We start from the raw sequence: 18,256 nt of genomic DNA on the forward strand, positions 1-18,256 counted from the left end.
ACCCAGGAGAGAAGGAGCACCACGTGAAGAACGCACACGACGGCGACCGCCCCGGCCTCAGCCGCAGATCCCTCCTCGCCCGCACCGGAGCGGTCGCGGCCGCCCTGGCGGTGGGACCCGTCCTCGGCGCACAGACCGCGCGGGCCGCCTCCTGGCGCGTGCCGGGGGAGGACGAGACGCACCGCAGGACCTGGATGGCCTGGCCGTCCAGCTCCACGATCTGGTCGAGCGACCTGTCCCGGATCCAGGCCGACATCGCCAAGCTCGCCAAGGAGGTCGCCAAGCACGAGCCGGTCATCATGTGCGCGGACGGTTCCACCGCCGCCTCGCGGGCCCGGAGCGCGTGCGGCTCCACCGTCACGGTGATCAGCTCGATCCCGGTCTCCGACTGCTGGATGCGCGACACCGGCCCGCTCTTCCGCGTCGACGACGCCGGCGGCCTCGACTCCTTCGGCCTGAACTTCAACGCCTGGGGCGAGAACGCCACCCGCTTCTACGGCATCCCCGCCTCCGCCTACGACAAGGACCGCGTCGTCGCCCAGCGGATCGCCTCGTACACCGGCGTCCCCTTCGCGAAGTCCTCCGTGGTCGGCGAGGGCGGCGGGATCGAGTACGACGGCGACGGCACCCTGATGGCCACCGACAGCTGCTGGGTCAACTCCAACCGCAACCCCGGCAGGTCCCGCGCCCAGATCGAGGCGGAGCTGCTGGCCCGCTTCGGCGCCTCCAAGATGATCTGGCTGCCGGGCGTCAGGGGACAGGACGTGACCGACGGACACATCGACGGCACCGCCCGCTACATCCGGCCCGGCGTCGTCATGGTCCAGCTCGCCGGAGCCGTGCGCCCCGACGTCTGGACCGCCAATGCCCGGGCCATCCGCGACACCCTCGCCGGCGCGACCGACGCCCGGGGCCGCAGGCTCCAGGTGCTCACCATCGAGGGGCCCGACACCCTGCCCCGGATCCCGGCCGGCCGGCGGGCCGAGTTCCTCAGCTCCTACATGAACTGGACGGTGACCAACGGGGCGATCATCACCACCCAGTTCGGCGACACGGCCAAGGACGCGGCGGCGAAGGCCGCCATCGCCGCCGCGTACGGCCGCCCCGTGGTCCAGCTCAACCTCGACAACCTCTACGGCAACGGCGGCGGAGGCGCCCACTGCGTGACCATGCAGGAACCGAGCCGCTGAGCCGGTGAGCCGTCGGCCCGGGGCCCCGTCGCGGGTCCCGGGCCGAGCCGCCGAAGGGGGACCGCCGACGCCGTCGCCGCCCCGGCGGCCCCGGACGGACGGGGGAGTGCCGAGGCCGGCCGCCACGCGGCCGGCCCCGGCCGCGTCCGGGCGGAATTCCCCATGAATCCTTCATTACTTTTCCCGCCGGTCACGCGCGCGTAGGGAAGTGGGCTCGTCCTGTGAATTCTCCGGGGCCCGTAGTTCCTTTTCCGATCGGATTTCCCGCGGGTCGCAGCCGCGTTCGCGCAGAGGAATGCGTGAGCCGTCGGGGGCGGGGGCAGGCGGGCCCGCGGTCCTGGAGGGCCCCGCCGGGCGCCCTCGGGGTGGGTGCGCCGGGTGTTCGTCGGCGCTCGTCCCGGCGTGTCGCCGCAGAGTCTGTCAGGTCGGGCCGACGAGGGCGGCAGGAGCCGATTGGCGCCCATGACTCGCCTGTTTTACCGGGTAATACTCGGATTTTCTGCCCTCCTGGGTGCCGTCGATGAGGCGGAATCCGCCATGGTCGCGCCGGCCCTGTTCATCCCTGATGTCCGTTTCACCGGTCCGCATCATCGTGCGTCGCACAGGTGTGCGCTCGTGGGTCGTTGATCCGCGTCGCCCCTGCCCCACACGATGTGGAGGTCGGAAAGCGAACGCGGTCGAAATACCCAGCCGGCCGCCGACCCGAAACGGAGAGAGATGGTTACCAGCCGACTCGTCAATTCTGCCGGAATGGCCTCTTCGGCTCTTCTGCTCGCGGCCGTCGCCACGGTCGTCGGCGCGATTCCGGCCGGCACCTCCTCCGGGCCGGGCGATCAGGTCGTGGCGGACCACGGCTGGGGCCGCAAGGCCGCCGACGTTCCCGCGACGCCCGGCGGCCTCGTCGTCCTCGCCGGCGGGACCGAGGACCACGGCTGGGGCTGATTCGGGCGGGCGCGGTTCATTCACATCCAGCGGAGAGGTGGGACATGGCGGCAGTCGGCGTGCACGAGGTCGTGGCACGGTGGGTCGAGCGGGAGCCTGACGCCTGCGCGGTACGGGAGGCGGAGACCGGCCGTTCGCTCACGTACCGGGAACTGTGGCTCCGGTCCGGCTGGCTGGCCGCGGAACTGGCCGGACGGGGGGTCCGCCGGGGCGACCTCGTGCCGGTCGCCCAGGACCGCTCCCTCGACCTGATCGTCACCTTCCTCGGCATCCTGCGCTGCGGCGCCGCCTACCTCCCGCTCGACGGACTCGCCCCCACCAGCCGGCTCGCCGGCATCGTCGGCGAGTCCGGCGCGCGCGTCATCGTCCGCGCCCCCGGCCCCACCGGCCGGTGGGCCGACCTGGCGGCGTGGCTGCCGGCGGACGTCGAGCCGCTCGACCTGCCGGAGCGGGACCCGGGCCTGCCGGTGCCCGCGCCGGCCGCCGACCGCGACGACCCGGCGTACGTGAACTTCACCTCCGGGTCGACCGGGCGCCCCAAGGGCGTCGTCGTCCCGCACCGCGCGGTGCTGCGGCTCGCGCTCCGCGCCCTGTTCTGCACGGTGGAGCCCGGCGACCGGGTGGCGAGCTCCGCCAACCCCGCCTTCGACGCCACCACCTTCGAGGTGTGGAACGCGCTCTGCGGCGGCGCGACCGTCGTGGTCCTCCCGTCCGTCACCGAACTCCCCATGGACGACTGGGCCGAGCTGGTCCGCACCGAGCGCGTCGACGCCCTCTTCCTCACCACCTCCCTCTTCCACACGGTGGCCCGGGAGAACGCGGACGCCTTCGCCGGCGTGGGCACCGTCGTGGTCGGCGGCGAGCAGCTGGAACTCGGCGCGGTGCGCCGGGTGCTGGCGGCCCGGGCTCCCGGCCGGCTGGTCAACGGCTACGGCCCGACCGAGACGACGACCTTCGCGGCGTACTTCGACTGCACCGAGGAGAGCCTGGCGGGCCTCGACCGGGTTCCGGTCGGCTTCCCGCTCCAGGAGACCTCCCTGCACCTCCTGGACGCGGGGCTGAACGAGGTGGCGCCGGGGGAGACCGGTGAGCTGTGCGTCGGCGGACCGGGCGTCGCGCTGGGCTACCTGGCCCGGCCGGAACTGACGGCGGAACGTTTCGTCACGCTGCCCCGCACCGGTGAGCGCATCTACCGCACCGGCGACACCGGCCGACTGCTGCCCAGTGGCGCCGTCGAGCTCTTCGGCCGCACCGACCGCCAGGTCAAGCTGCGCGGATTCCGCATCGAACTGGAGGAGATCGAGCGGGCCGCCACCGCCTCCGGGCTCGCGGACGCCGCCTTCGTCGAGAAGGTCGGCGAGGGCCCCGCCGCCTCGCTCGTCGGCTTCGTCCTCCCCTCGCCCGAGGCCACCGGCCCGAGCCGCGCGGAGCTGCCCGAGGCGCTCCGGCACCGCCTCGGCGAGACCCTCCCCGGCTACATGCTCCCCGCCCGCTGGGTGGTCCTGGACCGGGTGCCCTTCGGGTCCACCGGCAAGGCCGACCGCGCCCGCCTGCTCGCCCTCCTCGACGCGCCCGGCCCCGGCACGCCGGCCGCCCCGTCCACCGACCCGGCCGCCGGTCCGTCCACCGCCGCCGCCCCGCCGGCCGACCCGGGCTCCGCCCCGGCCTCCGGGCACGCCGCGGCGCTCGCCGCGCTCCAGGAGATCTGGCGGGACGTCCTCGGCACCGACGCCGTCGCCCCCGACGCCAACTTCATCGACCTCGGCGGCAACTCCATCCTCGCCATGCAGGTGGCCGTCCGGGTGCGGCGCCACCTCGACGTACGCGTCGACGCCGGAGCCGTCCTGCTCACCGACAGCCTCGACGAGCTGGCCGCCCACGTGGCCTCGACCCCCCTGGCGGCCGCCCCGTGACCGTGAACCCGCCCGCACCGCTCTCCTTCGCGCAGGAGCGGCTCTGGTTCGCCGACGCCACCGCGCCCGGCAACCCCACGTACAACGTCCCGCTGTTCTTCCGCGCCCCCGGCCCGCTCGACCCCAAGGCCCTCTCCCTCGCGCTGGAGGCGGTCACCGCCCGGCACGAGCCGCTGCGCACGGTCTACCGGCTCGTCGACGACCTTCCCGTCCAGGACGTCCTGGAGCCCGAACCGGTGCCCGTCGAGGTCGTCGACCTCACCGGCGCCCCCGACGCCGCCGCCCGCGCCGTGCGCGAGGCCCGCGAACGCGGCCGGGCCCCCTTCGACCTGACCGCGGGACCGCTGCTGCGCTGCACCCTCTGGCAGGGCCTGCCCGACGGCGACGCCGTCCTCCTGACCGTCCACCACATCGCCGTGGACGGCTGGTCCCTCGCACCGCTCTTCGACGACCTGGCCCGCGCCTACGGCACGGCCCTCGCCGGCGACCCCGCCGACCTGCCCCCGCTCCCCGCCCGCTACGCCGACTTCGCCGCCCTCGAACGCGCCGCCGAACGCGACCCGGACTCCGTCCGCGCCCTGGAGGAGCGCGTCACCGGGCTCCTCGACGTCGCCCCCGGCCTGCGCCTCGCCGGCCGCGCCGACCGGCCCGCGGCCCCCGACGGCACCCGGACCGGCGCCCAGCTCGCCCTCACCGTCCCCGCGACGGTCCGCGCAGGCGTCGACGCCCTCGCCCGCGGCCTGCGCGTCACCCCGTACGTGGTGCTCGCCTCCGCCGTCCAGGCCCTGCTGCGCCGCTGGTCCGGCCGTACCGACTTCCTGGTCGGCACCATGACCGCCAACCGCGACCACCCCGGCCTGGAGGAGGCCGTCGGCTTCTTCGTCAACACCGTGCCGCTGCGCTGCCGGGTCGACCCCGCCGACACCTTCCGCGCCCTGTGCGCGGCCACCCGCAAGGAGGCCTTCCGCTCCCTGGCCCACCAGCGCGTCCCCTTCGACCGGCTCACCGCCGCCGCGTCCGCCGCGCGGGGAACCGGCCGCGGCCCCCTGGTCGAGGTCGGCTTCGTCTACCAGAACGCCCCCGCCCCCCACCCCGGCGCCACCGGCTGGAGCGCCCCCGCCGTCCTCGGGACCGGCACCGCCAAATTCGACCTCCTGCTGATCCTGGAGGACGGACCCGACGGACTCTCCGTCACTGTCGAGTACGACACCGCGCTGTACGCCCCCGCCACCGCCCGCGCCCTCGCCGAGGGGTTCGCGGGGCTGCTCGACGCGGCGGTCGAGGACCCCGACACGCCCCTCGCCGAACTCCCCGAGCCGCCCGGCCAGCCCGCCCTCGACGCCCTGCCGGATGCTCCCGCCGCCCTGCCCGCAGCACCGGCCGCGGTGGAAACCCGTACCCCGGGCGGAGCGCCCGGCGGCGCGCTCGCTCCGGCCGAGGTCCGGGCGGCCGAGCTCTTCGCCGCCGTCCTCGCCCGCGGCGGCGGCCTCGGCCCCGCCCCCGCGGCGGCCGACCTCAGCCCGGACTCCGACTTCTTCGCGCTCGGCGGCCACTCGCTGCTCGCCGTCAGCATGCTCGCCGAGGCCAAGCGCCGCCACGGCCTCGTCGTCTCGCCGCGCGCCTTCCTGCCCCGCCCCACCGTCTCCGGACTCGCCGGCCTCCTCACCGAGGCCGAGGCCGCGGCGGAGACCGCGACCGGTAACCCCACCGGCGACGGGACCCCCTCCGGCACCGCGGCCCCCCACCCCGCCACCCGGCCCGAGTCCGCGCCCGCCGCCGACGACGAGGCCCACCCCGCCTCCCCGGTGCAGCAGCGCTTCTGGTTCCTCGACCGGCTGCCGTCGCTGCGCGCCGCCTACCTGATCCCCACCCTCGTCGAGTACGGAGGCGCCGTCGACCACGAGGTGCTGCGCCGCGCGGTGGACCTCGTCCTCGGCCGCCACCCCGCGCTCGCCTCGGTCTTCTGCCTCGATCGGCGCAAGCGCCACGTCTGCTACCGCACCAGCGGCACCCCCGCGCCGACCGCCGTCACCGACGCCGCCGACTGGGACCCGGACACCCTGCGCGACCGTCTCTCCCGGCTCTGCTGGGCCCCCATGGACCTGGGGCAGGAGGCCGCCGCCCGCGCGGAGATCCTGGTCCTCGGCCCCGACCGGACCGTCCTCGCCCTCGTCGTCCACCACATCGTCGCCGACGGCTGGTCCCGCGACCTGCTGCTCGCCGAGATCGGCACCGCCTACCAGGCCCTGGCCGCCGGCACCGAGCCCGCGCTCGCCGCACCCGTCCACCCGGCCCGGCTCACCCCGGACGCCCTCGGCCCCGCCCGCGAGAAGGAGCGGGCCGCCGACCTCCTGGAACACCTGCGCGACGCCCCCAACGACATCGCGCTGCCCCACGACCGCCCCCGCACCGAACTCCAGAGCACCGAGGCCGCGCTGCTCACCGCCACGCTGCCCGCGCCGACCGCCGCCCGGCTGCGCGCCGTCGCCGCGGCCGTGAACGGCTGCACCCTCTTCATGACCACCGCCGCCCTGTTCGCCGTGGCCCTCGCCCGGCGCGGCAGCCAGCGCGACTTCCTCTTCGCCTTCCCCTGGGCGGGCCGCGAGGAGCCGGACGCCACCGAGGCCGTCGGCATGTTCGTCAACACCCTGATCCTCCGCCTCGACCTGCGCGGAGAACCCACCTGGCGGGAACTCCTCGGCCGGGTGAGGGAGTCCTGTTCCGTCTCCTACCGGCACGCCGACGTGGCCCTCGACGTCCTCGCCAACGAGCTGCACACCGACCGCGACCTCAGCCGCCCCGCCCTGACGCCGGTCTTCCTCAGCGCCCAGAGCGGCGCCCCCGGACCGGCCCCCCTGACCGGTGCCACCACCGCCCGGCTCCTCCCGCTCGACCCGCTCCACATCAAGTACGAGCTCGAACTCGTCGCCACCGAACCGACGGCCGACCGCCTCGAACTCGCCCTGGCCTACGCCGTCCACCTCTTCACCCCGGAGACCGCGCAGGCGCTGCTCGACGACGTGGTCGCCGCCGCCGAAGACCTCGCAGCCGACCCCGACTCCCTCCCCTTCACCAGGAGCACTCCGTGAACGACACCGTGGCCACCACCCCGCCCACCGGGACCGCACTCATCGACCAGGTCCGTCAGGCCTGGTCCGACGTCCTCGACCTGGACGGCACGGACCAGGTGCCCGACGACGTCAACTTCCTGGAGGCGGGCGGCAGCTCGCTGCTCCTCATCATGCTCTGGGAGGAGCTGGAGCCGCTGACCGAGCGCACCCTGAAGGTCTCCGACCTCTTCCAGCACAGCACCGTACGGGCCCAGGCCGCCCTGCTCGCCGACACCTCCGGCGCCGAGGAGCCGCTGACCGCGCTCGGCGCCCGCAACCGCGGCGGCCTGCTCGGCCGCGCCCGCCGCGACCAGAGCCCGTCCGCGTGAGCGAGGAGATCCGGACCATGAGCGACAGCACCGCCGGCACCGACATCGCCGTCATCGGCATCGGCCTGCGCTACCCCGACGCCACCACTCCCGAGGAGTTCTGGCGCAACATCGACCGCGGCGTCGTCTCCATGCGCGAGATGTCCCCCGAGCAGCTGAAGGCCGCCGGCGTCACCGAGGAGATGCTCGCCGACCCGGCCTTCGTCCGCGTCGCCACCTCGCTGCCCGGCGTCGAGGACTTCGCCTCCGACTTCTTCGGCTACCCGCCGCGCGAGGCCGAGACCATCGACCCCCAGCAGCGGATCTTCCTGGAGGCCTGCTGGGAGGCGCTGGAGCACGCCGGCCACCCCGTCCGCAAGGACGGCACCGGCCCCGCCGACCCCGTCGTCGGCGTCTTCGCCGGCAGCGCGGCCGGCAACTACTCCGCCGCCCTCCTCGCCGCCAAGGCTCGCGAGTCCGGTCTCCGCGCCGCCGTCGACGACCTCGAACTCACCGTCGGCGGACAGGCCGACTTCATGACCTCCCGCGCCGCCTACAAGCTCGGCCTGCGCGGGCCCGCCGTCAGCCTCCAGACCGGCTGCTCCTCCTCGCTGTACGGCGTCCACTACGCCACCCTCAGCCTCCTCTCCGGCGAGTGCGACATCGCCCTGGCCGGCGGCGCCACCGTCCTCGAACCCTTCCGCGGCTACCGCCACCAGCCCGGTGGCGTGCTCTCCGAGGACGGCTACTGCCGCTCCTTCGACGCCGCGTCCACCGGCACCACGTACAGCTCCGGCATCGGCGTCGTCGCCCTGCGCCGCCTCGACGACGCCCTCGCCGACGGCGACCGCGTCCTCGCCGTCATCCGCGGCAGCGCCGTCGGCAACGACGGCGGAGACCGCCTCGGCTTCGTCGCCCCCAGCCCGCGCGGCGTCGCCGACGTCGTCGCGGCGGCCCTCGGCACCGCCGGCGTCGGCGCCGACAAGCTCCGCTACGTCGAGGCCCACGGCACCGCCACCCCGGTCGGCGACAACATCGAACTCATCGCCCTCGACCGGGCGTTCCGCGCCACCACCGACAAGACCGCCTACTGCGCGCTCGGCTCGGTGATGTCCAACATCGGCCACACCGGCCCCGCCGCGGGCATCGCCGGCTTCATCAAGGCCGTCCACGTCGCCCGCACCGGCAAGATCCCGCCGCACCCCACCTTCGAGCAGCCGCGCGACCCCGACATCCTCGACGACAGCCCCTTCTTCGTCACCACCACCGGCGAGACCTGCGAGGACGCCGACCGGCACGTCCTGGTCAACTCGATGGGCGTCGGCGGCACCAACGCGGCCATCGTGCTCGCCGCCCCGCCGGAGCCGGTCCGCACCCCGGCCCCGCACCGAGCCACCGTGCGCCTCGTCGTCTCCGCCCGCACCCGCGCCGAACTCGACCAGGCCTGCCGCCGGCTCGCCGACCACCTCGACGAGGCCGCCCCCGACGCCGGGGACGTCGCCCACACCCTGCGGGTGGGACGCGCCTCCTTCGCCGAGCGCCGCGTCGTCGCCGCGGCCCCCGAGCGGCTGGCCGCCGCGCTGCGGCTGCCCCGGCCGCCCGCCGTCCGCACCGAGCGCGCCACCGGCGCCGGCCCCGTGCTCGTGCTGCCCGCCACCGGTGAGCCGCAGCCGCCCGCCGCGCTCCTCGCCGCCCTCCGCCACGCCCTCCCCGCGCTCGGCGCGCCCCTCACCGCCGGCACGGACGCCCTCCCCGAGGGCCGGTTCCCGATCCTCCTCGGGCACGGCGCGCCCGCACGCGGCCACCACGTCGCCGCCCTGCCCGACCCGGCCGACGCGGACTCCCTCGCCGACGTCCTCGACGACATCGTCACCACCGCCTGGCTGCACGGCGCCGACCCCGACTGGACCGCGCTCGCCGGCCCCGCCGGCCGCCGCCTCGCCCTCCCCACGTACCCCTTCACGCGCAAGCGCCACTGGGCCCTCGACCGGCTCGTGTACGACGGCCCGGTCGCCGCACCGCCCGCCGCGCCCGGGACCGGTGGTGTCTCCGATGCCGCAGAGGGCAGCGTCGAGGCGGGGCTCGTCCAGCTGTGGAAGGACCTCTTCGGCCACGAGACCATCGGCCTCGACGACGAGTTCGCCGCACTCGGCGGCACCTCCCTGCTCTCCGTCCAGCTCGTCCTGGAGATCCAGCAGCGCTTCGGGGTCCTGGTCAACATCCACCGGGCCGGGGGCAGCCAGGCCACCGTCCGCCGCCTCACGGTCATCGTCGAGGGCCTGCTGAACGGCGCCGGTCTCGGCGACGAGGAGGTCGACCCGGCCGCCGACGGCGACGGCGCCCTCGTCGACGCCGACCTCCAGCTCCCCCTGGAACCGCTCGCCGCCACCCCCGCCCCCGGCAAGGACGTCCTGCTGACCGGCGCCACCGGCTACCTCGGCGCCTTCCTCCTCGACGAACTGGTCCGTGCCTCCAAGGGCCGCGTCTACTGCGTCGTCCGCGCCGCCGACGAGGCCGAGGGCATGGACCGGCTCCGCGCCGCCGCCGCCAAGTTCGGCCTGACCGAGCCCGACCCGGAGCGCGTCCACGCCGTCCCCGGCGACCTCCGCGACATCGCCGCCGTCTGCGCGACGTACCGCGGGGGCGAACTCGCCGCCCGCGTCGGCCACGTCGTGCACTGCGCCGCCAAGGTCGTCTTCACCGAGCCCTACCGGATGCTCCGCGACGACAACGTCCTCCCGCTGGTCGCCCTGCTCAACTGGATGCGCCCGCTCGGCATCCGCGACGTCAGCTTCATCTCCACCGTCGCCGCCACGGCCCCCGCCACGGCGGGCGGCCGGCTCATGGAGACCCGCGAGCAGCCCCTCGACCCGCAGCTCGGCGGCTACGGCGTCAGCAAGTGGGTCGGCGAGCGGATCCTGGAGCGCGCCGACCAGGACGGCATGCGGGTCCGGGTCTTCCGCCCCGGCCTGATCATGGCCTCCAGCGCCACCGGCGCGTGCAACGACAAGGACCTGATCTGGTTCCTGCTCACCAGCGGCCTCGTCGTCGGCGCCCGCCCGGTCGACGACCGCGGCATGCCGGTCTCCCCGGTCGACGTCCTCGCCCGGGCCGTCGCCGAACTCGCCCTCTCCACCAAGTCGGTGGGCCGCGCCTACCACCTCGTCGACGAGATCTCCCCCAGCCTGGAGGACCTCTTCGCCGCCCTGGAGGAGGCCGGGCTGCCGACCCGCACCGTGCCGCTCACCGAGTGGCAGCGCCTGGTCGCCGAGCGCGCCACCGCCACCGGCAGCAAGGTCCTGTCCGCCACCGCCCTCTACGAGATGGAGGGCCACGAGCTCGACGAGGCCGGCGTCCAGGCCCGCGGCTGGCAGCCCTGGCTCCGCAAGGCCGGACTGTCCCCGCTGGTCACCGGCGAGCAGCTGCGCAACGGACTGGCCTTCCTGGCCGCCCGCACCGAGGACATCGGCTCGCTCCTCCCGGCCCTCGCGGCCGAGGCGGCGGCCGTCGAGGGGGAGAAGTGAACGACGCACAGCGGGACATCCGCCCCGACGACGGCGCCCCGGCCCGCCGGCACCGCCTCGCGGTCATCGGCGCCGGCGTCATGGGCACCGGCATCACGACCCTGGCCCTCGGCCGCGACGTGGACGTGATCCTCGTCGACGTCTCCGAGGAACTCCTCGACAAGGCCCGCGACGCCGTAACCGGCCAGCTGCGCCTGGCCCGGATGATGGGGAAGCTGCCCCGCGAGGGCGCCACCGGCGATCTGGTCACCACCACCCGGATCGCGGACGTCGCCGACGCCACCGCCGTCGTCGAGGCCGTCACCGAACTGGCCCCGCTCAAGGCCAAGGTGCTCGCCGAGGTGTCCGCCGCGGTCGCCCCCGGCACCCTGCTGATCTCCAACACCTCGGCCGTCCCCATCGACGAGCAGGCCGACGCGGTGGTCCGTCCCGAGGACCTGGTCGGCATCCACTTCATGAACCCGCCCTACCTCATCGGGACCGCCGAACTGATCCGCGGCCCGCGCAGCGGCGACGCCGCCGTCGAGGCCGCCCGGGAGCTGCTGGACGCCCTCGGACAGCACGGCGTCCTGGTCGGCGACGGACCCGGGTTCGTCATCAACCGGATCCTCCAGCGCATGATCAACGAGGCCGCCCGGATCGTCGCCGAGGGGATCGCCGACCCGGAGTCCGTCGACGCCGCTTTCGAGGGCTGCCTGGGCCACACCACCGGCCCCCTCGCCACCGCCGACCTGATCGGCCTCGACAACGTCGTGGACTCCCTGCGCGTCCTGCACGAACGCACCGGGGACGCGGGCTACGAGCCCTGCGCCCTGCTCCTGGACAAGGTCGCCGCCGGCGACCACGGCCGCAAGACCGGCCGCGGATTCTTCGCCTACGGAGGCACCTCGTGAGCACCCCCACCCAGCAGGACGACACCGCCATCCGCGTGACGCTCACGGAGTTCCTGGAGCAGCGCACGAAGACCGCCGTCGCCCCCGACCTCGACCTTTTCGGCACCGGTCTCGTCACCTCCCTGTTCGCCATGGAACTGCTCGTCCACGTCGAGCGCTCGTTCGGCGTCCAGGTCGGCGGCTCCGACCTCACGCTCGACAACTTCCGCAGCGTGGACGCGATGACCGCGCTCGTCCTGCGACTGCGGGGCGGCGATGAGTGAGCCCACCGCGGCCGACGCCGCCCGCACCGGCGCCGAACAGCTCGCCACCGGGCTGATCGGCGACCACGCCGACGCCTGGGACCGGGCCGGCGAACTGCCCCACGGGCTGCTGCGCGAGCTCGGCGGCAAGGGAGTGCTCTGCGCCCAGGTGCCCGCCGCCTACGGCGGGCTCGGCCTGAGCAGCGCCGACAACGGCGAGCTGACCGCGCACGCCGGCTCCCTGTGCTCCTCCGTCCGCAGCGTCATGACCTCCCAGGGCATGGCCGCCTGGACGGTCGAGCGGCTCGGCAGCGACGAGCAGAAGGCCGTCCACCTGGGCGAGCTCACCTCCGGCCGGCTCGCCGGCGTCGCCTTCAGCGAGCCCGGCGCGGGCAGCGACCTCGGCGCGATGGCCACCACGATCCGCACCGAGGGCGACACCGTCGTCGTCGACGGCCGGAAGTCCTGGATCACCGTGGGCGCCTACGCCGACCTGCTGGTCGTCTTCGGCCGGCACGGCTCCGGGGCCGGCGCCGTCGTCGTCCCCACGGACGCCCCCGGCGTGACCGTGCGGCGCGTGCCCGACCCGATGGGCTGCCGGGCCGCCGGCCACGCCGACATCACCCTCGACCAGGTACGGCTGCCCGCCGACCGCCTCCTCGGCGGCGCCGGCCTGCCCGTCGACTGGCTGGTCACCTCCGCGCTCACCTTCGGCCGGGTCTCCGTCGCCTGGGGCTGCGTCGGCATCCTCCGGGCCTGCCTGCGGGCCGCCGCCGGACATGCCACCACCCGGCGGCAGTCCGGCGCCCCGCTCGCCGACCACCAGCTCGTCGCCCGGCACCTCGCCGAGCTGTTCGTCGCCCACGAGGCGTCGCTGCGCTGCTGCGAGCAGGCGAGCCGGTGCTGGGACGGGAACAGCCCCGAGCTCGTCGTCTCCGCCGTCACCGCCAAGCACCTGGCCGCCGGGCACGCCGCCCGCGGCGCCACCACCGCGGTCCAGGTGCTCGCCTCGGCCGGCGCCCGGGACGGCGGCCCGGTGGCCCGCGCCTACCGGGACGCCAAACTGATGGAGATCATCGAGGGCAGCAACGAGATCAGCCAGCTGCTGCTCGGCAAGCACGCCGCGGCGGTGTGGTCATGACCGACACCACCACGGGCTCCGGCACCGACACCCGCATCGGCATCGGCCTCGTCCACACCGTGCTGCCCACCGTCCGCACCCCCCTCGCCGACCTTCCCGAGTTCCCCGGACTCGACCCGGAGACCGCGGAGTTCGCGCGCGGCAGCGGCATCGAGACCGTCGGCGTCCTGGAGGACACCACCGCCGGCGACCTCGCCGCCCTCGCCGTCCGGGGCCTGCTCGACCGGCTCGGCGAACAGGACCCCGGCGCGGTCCGGCCCGACACCCTCATGCTCGTCGGTCCCCGCGCCCCCGACGTCCTGCTCGGCTCCGACGCCTGCCGCGTCCAGGCCGAGGCGAAGCTCGACGGCACCTTCGCCTTCACCCTCGACGGCCTCGGCTGCACCGGCTCCAGCGCCGCCTGGGCCCTCGGCCGCGACCTGCTCCTCGCCGACCCCGCCCGGCAGAGCGTCCTCATCGCCCACGGCAGCCGCCCCACCGGCTACGACCGGGTCCGGTACCCCGTCACCGTCATCGGCGACGGCGCCTACGCGATGACCCTGGTCCGCGGCGGCCGGCCGGTGCTCAGGGCCCACCGCCAGGAGACCGACGGCACCTTCCACGACCTCTTCCGGGTCGACTACAAGCAGGTCCCGTCGTACGAGTGGCGCGAGGAGTGCGCCTCGCCCGACCGGTACCGCTTCGAACTGGCCATGAACAGCCGGATGCGGCTCTCCCGGATGGTCGACGAGGTCCTCGCGGACGCCGGCGTCGACAGGTCGGCCGTCACCACGACGCTCATGCAGAACGTCACCGCCGGCGCCTACCAGTTCTACGAGACGCTCCTCGGCCTGCCCCTCCACCCCGTCTGCGGCGAACACCTCGCCGCCTACGGGCACCTGGGCGCCATGGACGTCGTGCTCAACCTCGACCGGCTCCTCGCGACCGGCGGGCTCGCCCCGGGCGACCTCGTGCTCGTCCTCAACAACAGCCCCGTCGCGGCCTGGGCCGTGACCCTGTGGGAGGTGTGACCATGACCGAGCAGCCCGGGACCGCCGAGGCCGCCCCGACCGTCAAGTGCCTGGTGTGGGACCTCGACAACACCCTGTGGCAGGGCACCCTGCTGGAGGACGGCGAGGTCGTCCTCTCCGACGAGGTCCGCGCGGTGATCGCCACCCTCGACGAGCGCGGCATCCTCCAGGCCGTCGCCAGCAAGAACGACCACGACCACGCCTGGGAGCGCCTGGAGAAGCTGGGCGTCGCCGAGTACTTCGTGCACCCGCGGATCGGCTGGAGCCCCAAGTCCGGCTCCGTCCGCGAGATCGCCGAGGGGCTCAACTTCGCGCTCACGACGATCGCGTTCATCGACGACCAGCCGGCCGAACGGGCCGAGGTCGCCCACCACCTCCCCGAGGTGCGCTGCTATCCGGCCGAGGACGTCCTGGAGCTGACCGGGCGACCGGAGTTCAGCCCGGTCGCCACCGCCGACTCGCGCCGCCGCCGCGCCATGTACCAGGAGGGCTTCCGCCGCGAGGCCGCCCGCCAGGACTTCACCGGCGCCGACGAGGAGTTCCTGCGCACCCTCGACCTCGTGATGACCATCCGGCGGGCCGCCGCCGAGGACCTGGCCCGCGTCGAGGAACTCACCCTGCGCACCAGCCAGATGAACGCCACCGGCGTCCACTACGGCGACGCCGAACTGCGCGGACTGGTCGCCGACCCCGGCCACGAGGTCCTCGTCATCGCCCTGCGCGACCGCTTCGGCGACCACGGCGCCGTCGGCATCGTCCTCCTGGAACGGCTCCCCGGCGTCTGGCACCTCAAGCTCCTCGCCACCTCCTGCCGCGTCGTCTCCTTCGGCGCCGGGACCGTCATCCTGCGCTGGCTCACCGACCGGGCCGCCGCCGCGGGCGTCCACCTCGCCGCCGACTTCCGCCGCACCGAGCGCAACCGGATGATGGAGGTCGCCTATCGCTTCGCGGGCTTCTCCGACGAGGCCTGCCCCTGCGCCGCCGCGGTCACCGGCCCCGACCGGGACGGCATCGAACTGCTGCACATCGAGCCCGCCCGCCAGGACCCGCCCACCACCATGCGGCTCGACGCCCCCGACCTGGCCGTCGCGGCCGCCCCGGCGGTGGCACGTGACTGAAGCCGCCCCCGCCACCCTCTGGGCGTGGTTCGACCGGACCGCCGCGCGCCACCCGGACGAGCCCGCGCTGGAGGCCGACGGCACCACCCTCACCTACCGCGAGCTGCGCCGGGCCGCCGAGCACGTCGCGGCCCGCCTCGTCGCGGCGCACGGCTGCGCGCCCCGCCGCGTCTCCGTCATGGCGACCCGCTCCGTCGCGGTCCTCGCCGCCTACCTGGCGGGCCAGCGGCTCGGCGCGACCGTCACTCCGGTCAACCCCGGCTTCCCGGCCCGGCGCAACCGCATGATCGTGGAACTGTCGGGCGCGGAGGCCCTCGTCGTGGACGCCGCCGACGCCGTCCAGCTGGACGGCGACCTGGCGGGCGCGGTCCCCACCGAGCTGCGCCTGGACTCCGCGGAGGTCGCCGCCGCCGGGCAGGCCGCGACCGACCCGGCCGCCGAGCTCCCGGCGTACACCGCGGGGCCGGACGACGTCGCGTACGTCCTGTTCACCTCGGGCTCGACCGGCCGGCCCAAGGGGGTGCCGATCCGGCACCGCAACCTCGCCCCCTACCTGGCGCACAACATCGCCCGGTACGGCATCGGACCCGGCTGCCGCACCTCGCACACCTTCGACCTGACCTTCGACCCCTCGGTCTTCGACCTGTTCGTCACCTGGGGAGGCGGCGCCACCCTCGTGGTGCCCGGCCGGGCCGAACTCCTCTCGCCCGTCGACCACATCGCCGACCGCGCCATCACCCACTGGTTCTCGGTGCCGTCCGTGGTCTCCGTCAGCGCCCAGCTCGGGAACCTGCCCGCCGGACGCGCGCCGAGCCTGCGGTCGAGCGTCTTCATCGGCGAGCAGCTCTCCTACGACCAGGCCCGCGCCTGGCACGCGGTCGCCCCGCACGCCGCCATCGAGAACGTCTACGGGCCCACCGAACTCACCGTCGCCTGCACCGAGTTCGCCCTCCCGGCCGACCCCGGCCAGTGGCCCGCCACCTCCAACGACACCGTCCCCGTCGGGCCCGTGTACCCCTTCCTCGACCATCTGGTGCTCGACGAGGACGGCCGGCCCGCCGACGAGGGCGAACTCGTCGTGCGCGGCTCGCAGCGCTTCGACGGCTACCTCGACCCCGCCGACGACCGGGGCCGCTTCCTCTCCCACGACGAGCGCGGCGCCGTACCGTACGACGGCGAGGGCCCCCTCACCGCCGAGCACTACTACCGCACCGGCGACCGGGTGCGCTGGGAGAACGGCCTGCTGGTCCACCTCGGGAGGCTCGACAACCAGGTGAAGATCCGCGGCTACCGCGTCGAACTCGGCGAGATCGAGGCCGCGCTCCGCCGCCACCCCGACATCGACCAGGCCGTCGTCGTCGCCCTCGGCCGGGGCGACGAGATCGAACTCGTCGGCTGCCTCACCGGCACCCCCGTCGAGTCCCAGCCGCTCATCCGCTGGCTGCGCAAGCGCGTCCCGGTCCACATGGTGCCCCGGCGGTTCCGGCACCTGGACTCCCTGCCGCTCAACCCCAACGGCAAGATCGACCGCCCGCGCATCGCCGCCGACCTCCAGAACCCCGACCTCGCCGCGGCGGGACCGGCCGACGCCGACGGAGGCCGCCATGGCGCTTCTCGATGACATCATCCCGCCGCCCGGCATCGTCCGGACCCTGTGCCTGAGCAACTTCGCCAAGACGGCGGGCCACGGCGTCCTCATGGCGGTCAGCGTCCTCTTCTTCACCCGCACCGTCGGTATCCCCGCCGAGCAGGTCGGCCTCGCCCTCAGCATCGGCGCCGCCATGGCCATGGCCGCCAGCATCCCGGCCGGCCGGCTCGCCGACGCGGTCGGGCCCCGCAACACCACGGTCGGCTTCCTCCTGCTGCTCGGCGTCTTCGTGGGCGCCTACGCCTTCGTCGAGAGCTTCGCCGCCCTCGTCGTCGTCACCAGCCTCGCCCTGATGGCCGAGTCGTCCACGGACGCCGCCCGCGGCGCCCTCATCGCCGGACTCATCCCGCAGGAGGAAAGGGTCCGCGCCTGGTCCTACATGCGGGCCGTCAGCAATCTCGGCGTCACCCTCGGCGCCGCCGCCGGCGCGGTCGCCCTCTGGTTCGACAACCGTCCGGCCTACGTCGGCCTCCTCATCGCCGGCGGCGCGATGTTCCTGATCGCGGGCGCCGCCTACATGACGGTCCCCTCCGTCGCCCCCGTACCGAAGGAGCGCGCCGCCCGCACCTGGATCGTCCTGCGCGACCTCCCGTACGCGGCCGTCGCCCTGCTCAACTCGGTCCTCGTGATGAACGTCGCCATCCTCACCGTCGCCCTGCCGATCTGGATCACCGGCCACACCGACGCGCCGAAGTGGCTCTACTCCGTCATCCTCATCCTCAACACGATCGTGGTCGTCACCTTCCAGGTGCGGGCCGGCAAGGGCAGCGAGACCGTCCGCGGCGGCGCCCGGACCCTGCGGAGGTGCGGCGTCCTGCTCGCCCTCTGCTGCGCCCTGTTCGCGCTCGCCGCCGACCGCCCGGTCTGGATCGCCGTCGTCGCCCTGCTCGCCGGCGCCCTCGTCCACGTCGTCGGCGAGATGTTCTACAGCGCCGGCTCCTGGTCGCTCGCCTACGGCCTCGCCCCCGACCACGCCCAGGGGCAGTACCAGGGCATGTTCGGCATGTCGACCCAGCTCGGCTCGATGGTCACCCCCGCGCTCGCCACCCTGCTCATCGTCAAGCTCGGCTGGCCGGCCTGGATCGTCTTCGCCGCCCTCCTCCTCGCCGCCGGCCTCGCCGCCCCCGCGGTGGCGTCCTGGGCGGAACGCACCCGCAAGCCGGCCCCCGAGACGGGCGCCGAGCCGGCCGTCGCCACCTGACCGCGGCCCGATCGGA

13 protein-coding genes are annotated in these 18,256 nt (G+C 74.8%); all 13 read left to right on the forward strand.

What is annotated here, in order from left to right; translation table 11 throughout:
• Positions 1 to 23: 23 nt before the first annotated feature.
• The 13 genes from ACF1BN_RS24065 to ACF1BN_RS24125 all read left to right on the forward strand — a co-directional run bounded on the left by ACF1BN_RS24065 (position 24) and on the right by ACF1BN_RS24125 (position 18,240).
• The gene (locus ACF1BN_RS24065) at positions 24 to 1,190 is read left to right on the forward strand and encodes an agmatine/peptidylarginine deiminase (RefSeq protein ID WP_392333654.1); all 1,167 of its coding nucleotides are present in this window, start codon (positions 24 to 26) and stop codon (positions 1,188 to 1,190) included.
• A gap of 750 nt (positions 1,191 to 1,940) precedes the next feature.
• Entirely contained in the window at positions 1,941 to 2,132 is a 192-nt protein-coding gene (locus ACF1BN_RS24070; RefSeq protein ID WP_392333655.1) for a hypothetical protein, read from the forward strand.
• A gap of 44 nt (positions 2,133 to 2,176) precedes the next feature.
• On the forward strand, positions 2,177 to 4,045 hold the full coding sequence (locus ACF1BN_RS24075; RefSeq protein WP_392333656.1) for an amino acid adenylation domain-containing protein: 1,869 nt from the start codon (positions 2,177 to 2,179) through the stop codon (positions 4,043 to 4,045).
• On the forward strand, positions 4,042 to 7,134 hold the full coding sequence (locus ACF1BN_RS24080) for a condensation domain-containing protein (RefSeq protein WP_392333657.1): 3,093 nt from the start codon (positions 4,042 to 4,044) through the stop codon (positions 7,132 to 7,134). The genes ACF1BN_RS24075 and ACF1BN_RS24080 overlap by 4 nt, the downstream gene beginning before the upstream one ends.
• Positions 7,131 to 7,484 carry an acyl carrier protein gene (locus tag ACF1BN_RS24085; protein WP_392333658.1) on the forward strand — a complete coding sequence of 118 codons (354 nt, stop codon included), beginning with the start codon at positions 7,131 to 7,133 and terminating at the stop codon, positions 7,482 to 7,484. Before ACF1BN_RS24080 ends, ACF1BN_RS24085 begins: the two co-directional genes overlap by 4 nt.
• A 17-nt stretch (positions 7,485 to 7,501) precedes the next feature.
• Complete coding sequence (locus tag ACF1BN_RS24090) at positions 7,502 to 10,987, forward strand: thioester reductase domain-containing protein (RefSeq protein ID WP_392333659.1); 3,486 nt, start codon at positions 7,502 to 7,504, stop codon at positions 10,985 to 10,987.
• Entirely contained in the window at positions 10,984 to 11,880 is an 897-nt protein-coding gene (locus tag ACF1BN_RS24095; protein WP_392333660.1) for a 3-hydroxyacyl-CoA dehydrogenase family protein, read from the forward strand. The genes ACF1BN_RS24090 and ACF1BN_RS24095 overlap by 4 nt, the downstream gene beginning before the upstream one ends.
• Positions 11,877 to 12,143, forward strand: a complete 267-nt coding sequence (locus ACF1BN_RS24100) for an acyl carrier protein (RefSeq protein ID WP_376601718.1) — start codon at positions 11,877 to 11,879, stop codon at positions 12,141 to 12,143. Before ACF1BN_RS24095 ends, ACF1BN_RS24100 begins: the two co-directional genes overlap by 4 nt.
• Positions 12,136 to 13,263, forward strand: coding sequence for an acyl-CoA dehydrogenase family protein (locus ACF1BN_RS24105; protein ID WP_392333661.1), 1,128 nt, complete (start codon positions 12,136 to 12,138; stop codon positions 13,261 to 13,263). The genes ACF1BN_RS24100 and ACF1BN_RS24105 overlap by 8 nt, the downstream gene beginning before the upstream one ends.
• Complete coding sequence (locus ACF1BN_RS24110) at positions 13,260 to 14,273, forward strand: 3-oxoacyl-ACP synthase (RefSeq protein WP_392333662.1); 1,014 nt, start codon at positions 13,260 to 13,262, stop codon at positions 14,271 to 14,273. Before ACF1BN_RS24105 ends, ACF1BN_RS24110 begins: the two co-directional genes overlap by 4 nt.
• Before the next feature lie 2 nt (positions 14,274 to 14,275).
• The gene (locus tag ACF1BN_RS24115) at positions 14,276 to 15,391 is read left to right on the forward strand and encodes an HAD-IIIC family phosphatase (protein WP_392333663.1); all 1,116 of its coding nucleotides are present in this window, start codon (positions 14,276 to 14,278) and stop codon (positions 15,389 to 15,391) included.
• Entirely contained in the window at positions 15,384 to 17,012 is a 1,629-nt protein-coding gene (locus ACF1BN_RS24120; RefSeq protein WP_392333664.1) for an amino acid adenylation domain-containing protein, read from the forward strand. The genes ACF1BN_RS24115 and ACF1BN_RS24120 overlap by 8 nt, the downstream gene beginning before the upstream one ends.
• Positions 16,996 to 18,240, forward strand: coding sequence for an MFS transporter (locus ACF1BN_RS24125; protein ID WP_392333665.1), 1,245 nt, complete (start codon positions 16,996 to 16,998; stop codon positions 18,238 to 18,240). The genes ACF1BN_RS24120 and ACF1BN_RS24125 overlap by 17 nt, the downstream gene beginning before the upstream one ends.
• Positions 18,241 to 18,256: the final 16 nt, after the last annotated feature.

The sequence above is a fragment of the Streptomyces sp. NPDC014861 genome, from assembly GCF_043081625.1.
In the GTDB taxonomy this organism is placed as follows: Bacteria; Actinomycetota; Actinomycetes; order Streptomycetales; family Streptomycetaceae; genus Streptomyces.